This window comes from Kitasatospora sp. NPDC057518 (assembly GCF_042802075.1).
Taxonomy (GTDB): domain Bacteria; phylum Actinomycetota; class Actinomycetes; order Streptomycetales; family Streptomycetaceae; genus Kitasatospora.
In genome coordinates this window covers 1-4,598 of sequence record NZ_JBHVEU010000590.1, presented here as the reverse complement: position 1 = coordinate 4,598, position 4,598 = coordinate 1, and the positions used below count along the sequence as shown (strand labels likewise).

4 protein-coding genes are annotated in these 4,598 nt (G+C 75.3%); 3 read left to right on the top strand and 1 reads right to left on the bottom strand.

What is annotated here, in order from left to right:
- Positions 1 to 27: 27 nt before the first annotated feature.
- The gene (locus ACFU7Z_RS36670) at positions 28 to 759 is read right to left on the bottom strand and encodes a maleylpyruvate isomerase family mycothiol-dependent enzyme (RefSeq protein WP_049650279.1); all 732 of its coding nucleotides are present in this window, start codon (positions 757 to 759) and stop codon (positions 28 to 30) included.
- Positions 760 to 1,077: 318 nt separating this feature from the next.
- On the opposite strand from ACFU7Z_RS36670, the gene ACFU7Z_RS36665 reads away from it, so the two are divergent.
- The 3 genes from ACFU7Z_RS36665 to ACFU7Z_RS36655 all read left to right on the top strand — a co-directional run bounded on the left by ACFU7Z_RS36665 (position 1,078) and on the right by ACFU7Z_RS36655 (position 4,545).
- Positions 1,078 to 2,121 (top strand): DUF1702 family protein, encoded by a 1,044-nt coding sequence (locus ACFU7Z_RS36665; RefSeq protein ID WP_380782393.1) that lies wholly within the window; start codon positions 1,078 to 1,080, stop codon positions 2,119 to 2,121.
- A gap of 88 nt (positions 2,122 to 2,209) precedes the next feature.
- Complete coding sequence (locus ACFU7Z_RS36660) at positions 2,210 to 3,184, top strand: DUF1702 family protein (RefSeq protein WP_049657649.1); 975 nt, start codon at positions 2,210 to 2,212, stop codon at positions 3,182 to 3,184.
- A gap of 2 nt (positions 3,185 to 3,186) precedes the next feature.
- Positions 3,187 to 4,545 (top strand): cytochrome P450, encoded by a 1,359-nt coding sequence (locus ACFU7Z_RS36655; protein WP_380782390.1) that lies wholly within the window; start codon positions 3,187 to 3,189, stop codon positions 4,543 to 4,545.
- The last annotated feature ends 53 nt before the right edge of the window (positions 4,546 to 4,598 follow it).

The following is a 4,598-nucleotide window of genomic DNA, read 5'->3' as shown; positions in this document are numbered from 1 at the left end:
CCACGGAGCCGTTCCGCGGTCCGGGCGCTACCGCGCGGCGACGGCGGCCTCCACGGGTCGCTCCGGTGGCCGGAACGGCCCCCAGGTGAACGCGGGCAGCCAGGCGTCCGGCGCGGCGCTCCAGGCCAGTCCGGAGACCTGCCCGACCGTCCGCCGGCCGGTGAGCGACCGGAGCAGGTCGTGGCGGTGCCCCTGGAGGACGGCGGCCGGCTCGCCGTCACCGGCCTGCCACTCGGCGCCCGCCGTCCGGATGCGCAGCGCCGGAAGCCCATGGGAGCGCACCGAGTTGGCGAAGCCCCGGACGACCAGGTCCAGGGCGGAGGGGTACGACGGCTGGTCCGCGACCACCGGCGCCCGGAGCGCGCCGCGCAGGTCGAGCTCGTGGGTGAACGCGTCCATCATCATCATGGTGTGCCGCAGCTGCGGCGTGTCCGAGAGCACCCGCTCCACCGGGCCGTCCAGCCGCGACCACTCCTCGAGCAGGCCGGCCAGGCCGGTGCCGGACTCGGCGTGCGGCACCTCCCACAGGTTGCCGGGCACGTCGGCGGCCACCGTCCGGCAGACCTCGACCAGGTGGCCGAGCAGGTCCAGGACGGTCCACCCGGGACAGGCGGGGACCGGGACGCCGGCCGCCCCGGGCCGGGCGGCGAGCAGCAGTTCGGTGATGTTCCGCCGGGACCGGCGGTAGGCCACGCAGTCGGGCGCCCGGTCCCAGAGCGGCTCGGGCGGGGCCTCGTCCTGCTGGTGACGCGTGTTCATGCGCGCACTCCTTCGATGGGACGGCCTGGACGGGGAACGGACCCGACGGCGCCGGGGACCAGCTCCCGCACGGCCCCATTCCACCGCGCCGCCGGGGATTTCGACAACACGGTCCGCGGTACCCCCGGGCGCGGTTTCCGAGGCCTTTCGACGGTCTGGCCGAGGAAACCTTAGGTGAGGAAAGGCCGCTTGGTGAAAGGGAGTTCGGGTAGTGACGGTCGTCCGGCCGAAAAGAACGCAACCGCGGAGATGCGGCCGCCCCCGCCGCCCCCGGAGCATGGAGGGGCCGTCATTCAGGACGCTGGGCTGGGAGGGATCGTGCCGACGACCTTCGGATCACTGCGCCGACTGGTGCTGACACCGTCACTGGCCTCGGTGGCCTTCGCCGGAAGGGGCTTCCCGGTGACCCCCACGGCCGCCACCGAACGCCTGGAGGCGGTGCCCCAGGCGGTGGTCTGCGGCTTCGAGTGGGGCATCGACGCCCGCAACCAGTGGGAGGTCGAGCGCCGGCTGCGCCTGGTCGACCCGGAGCAGCGCGGATTCGCCTACGAGGGCGCCACGATGGCCTTCACCGTCCTGGACGCGACGGGCCGGGGCAGCCGCACCCGCGACCTGCTGGCCGGGCCGGGGCAGCCGCACATCTTCCTGGCGTACATCGGCATCGGCTTCGCCATGGCGCGCCTGCCGCGGCCGCTGTGGCGCAAGGTGCTGCCGGACCTGGCCGGGACGCCGTACCACCCGACGATGAGCTGGCTGGCGGTCGACGGGTACGGCTTCGACCTCGCCTACTTCGGCACCCGGCGCTGGGTGGACGAGCAGCGCGAGGTGAAGCCGTACCCGTGGCAGGGCGCGCCGGAGTACTTCCGGCGGGCCGTCGACCAGGGCATCGGGCGGGCGCTGTGGTTCATCCACGGCGGGGTGCCGGAGCAGGTGGCCGTCGCGGTGCGGAGGTTCCGCGCCGACCGGCGGGCCGACCTGTGGAGCGGGGTGGGACTGGCCGCGACCTTCGCCGGCGGCGCCACGGCGGACGGCCTGGCCGCACTGCGCGGGGAGGCGGGGGAGCACCGGGCGGAGCTCGCCCAGGGGTCGGTGTTCGCCGCGAAGGCGCGCGCGTACGCGGGCTTCGTGCCCGCGCACTGCGAGGCCGCCGCCACGGCCCTGACCGGCCTGTCGGTCGACGGGGCCGCGAAGCTGGCCGACGACTGCGCGGTGGACGAGCCCGCCGCGGCCGGCCGTGCCCCGGGCGCCACCACCGCCGGACCGCCGGCGTACGAGCTGTGGCGGGCCAACGTGCGGACGCACTTCCGTGCCGCCGGGCAGCCGGACCGGCCCCGGCCGCCCGCGGCGGCCCCCGCGAACTGAGCAGGTGCGGAGAAGCCCAGCCGGAGCCGGCCGGGCACCATCCGCGTGGCAGCGCACCGACGTGAGGAAGACCTGAGAGGAGAATGGCGTGCCCAGTGCATGGCGAACGCTCCGACGACGCGTTCTCACCCCGAGCACCTCGGAGACCCTACTGGAGAAGCGCGGCTTCCACCGGAAGTCACCGGACGCCCAGCACCTGCTGGAGTCGGTCGGCGGGCGGTTCCTGGAGGGCTACGCGTACGCGATGGAGGCCCGGGACCCGGCGGCGGCGGAGCTCCGCCTGGAGGGCGTTCCGGCCCCGTTCCGCGGATTCGCCTACGAGGGCGCCGGCATGGGCTTCGCCGTGCTCGACGGGCTGCCGCTGTCCGGCCGCGGCTCGGTGGGGCGCTTCCTCGCCGGGCGGGGCGCGGACCACGTCTACATGGTCTACGTCGGGATCGGCTGGGCGATGGCCCGGCTGCCGAGGTTCCGCTGGCCGGACGTCGACGGGCTCGACCCGCTGCTGCGCTGGCTCGTGCTCGACGGGTACGGCTTCCACCAGGCGTACTTCCGTACCGCCCGGTACGTCCACGAGCAGTACCGCGAGCCGGCCTTCCCCTGGCCGGCCGGTGACACGCCGTCGTACGCCGGCCACGCGATCGACCAGGGCATCGGCCGGGCCCTGTGGTTCGTCGGCGGCACCGACGCGGACCTGGTCGCGACCATGATCGAGAAGTTCCCGGAGTCCCGGTGGTCCGACCTCTACAGCGGGGCCGGACTGGCGGCCACCTACGCCGGCGGCGCGGACGAGGCGGAGCTGCGGGCGTTCCGGGACCGGGCCGGACCGCACCGGGCCATCGTCGCGCAGGGCAGCGCGTTCGCGGCCGAGGCCCGACTGCGGGCCGGCCTGCTGGTCCCGCACACGGAACTGGCCACCCGGGTCCTCTGCGGCATGGGACCGGAGGAGGCGGCCAGGGTCACCCGGGACGTCCGGCCGGCCGGGCCGGTGCCGGGCGCGCTGCCCGCGTACGAGGTGTGGCGCCGGGCCGTCGCCGACCGCCTGGCGAACGACGGGGGGTGCTAGCCGTGCCCGCGACCCGCCGGGTGCCGCCCGGCCCGCCGCGCCGGGCCGCTCCGGTCCTGCTGCGCAGGCTGGTGGGGGACCGGCTGGAGCTGATGCGCTCCGCCGCGCGGGAGTACGGCGACGCGGTCCGGATCTCCATCGGCCCCAAGACGCTCTACTTCTTCAACCACCCCGAGCACGCCAAGCACGTGCTCGCGGACAACGCGGCCAACTACCACAAGGGGATCGGCCTGGTGCAGGCCCGACGCGCCCTCGGCAACGGCCTGTTGACCAGCGAGGGCGAGCTCTGGCGCAAGCAGCGCCGGCAGATCCAGCCCGCCTTCCAGCACAAGCGGATCGCCCGGCAGGCCGGGGTCGTCGCGGAGGAGGCGGTCAAGCTGGTCGGCCGGCTGCGGGCGCACGAGGGCGGCGGGCCCATCGACGTGGTCCACGAGGTGACGGCGCTCACCCTCGGGGTGCTCGGCCGCACGCTGCTGGACGTCGACCTCGGCGCCTTCGAGGCGGTCGGCCACGACTTCGAGGCCGTGCAGGACCAGGCGATGTTCGACATGGTCACCATGGGCGCGGTGCCCTCCTGGGTGCCGCTCGCCAAGCAGCTGCGCTTCCGGCGGGCCCGGCAGGACCTGCAGCGGGTGGTCGACCGGCTGGTCGCGGACCGGACCGCCCGCGACGGCGGGCGGAGCACGGGCGACGACGCGCTGTCCCGGCTGATCACGGCCACCGCGGAGGAGCCCGACCCGCGGGTCGGCCGGCAGCGGATGCGCGACGAACTGGTCACCCTGCTGCTCGCCGGCCACGAGACCACGGCGAGCACCCTCGGCTGGACCTTCCACCTGATCGACCGGCACCCCGAGGTGCGGGAGCGGCTGCACGCCGAGGCCGTCGAGGTGCTCGGCGACCGGCTGCCCGAGTTCGAGGACCTGCACCGCCTCCGGTACACCTCCAGGGTGGTGGACGAGGTCATGCGGCTCTACCCGCCGGTGTGGATCCTCCCGCGGCAGGCGCAGGCGGACGACGAGGTGGGCGGCTACCACGTGCCGGCCGGCGCCGACGTCCTGATCTGCCCGTACACCCTGCACCGCCACCCCCGCTTCTGGGACGCGCCCGAGCAGTTCGACCCGGAGCGCTTCGACCCGGACCGGGCCACGGACCGGCCGCGCTACGCCTACATCCCGTTCGGGGCGGGGCCGCGCTTCTGCGTCGGCAACCACCTCGGGCTGCTGGAGGCCGTCTTCACGATCGCCGTGGTGGCCCGGGACCTCCGGCTGGTCAAGGTGCCCGGCCACCGGGTGACGCCCGAGCCGATGCTGTCGCTGCGGGTGGCCGGCGGCCTGCCGATGACCGTGCACCCGGCCGGCTGAGGCACACCCTCCGTCGCGGCCCGGATCCCCCCGCAGAGGACCTCCGCGGGGGC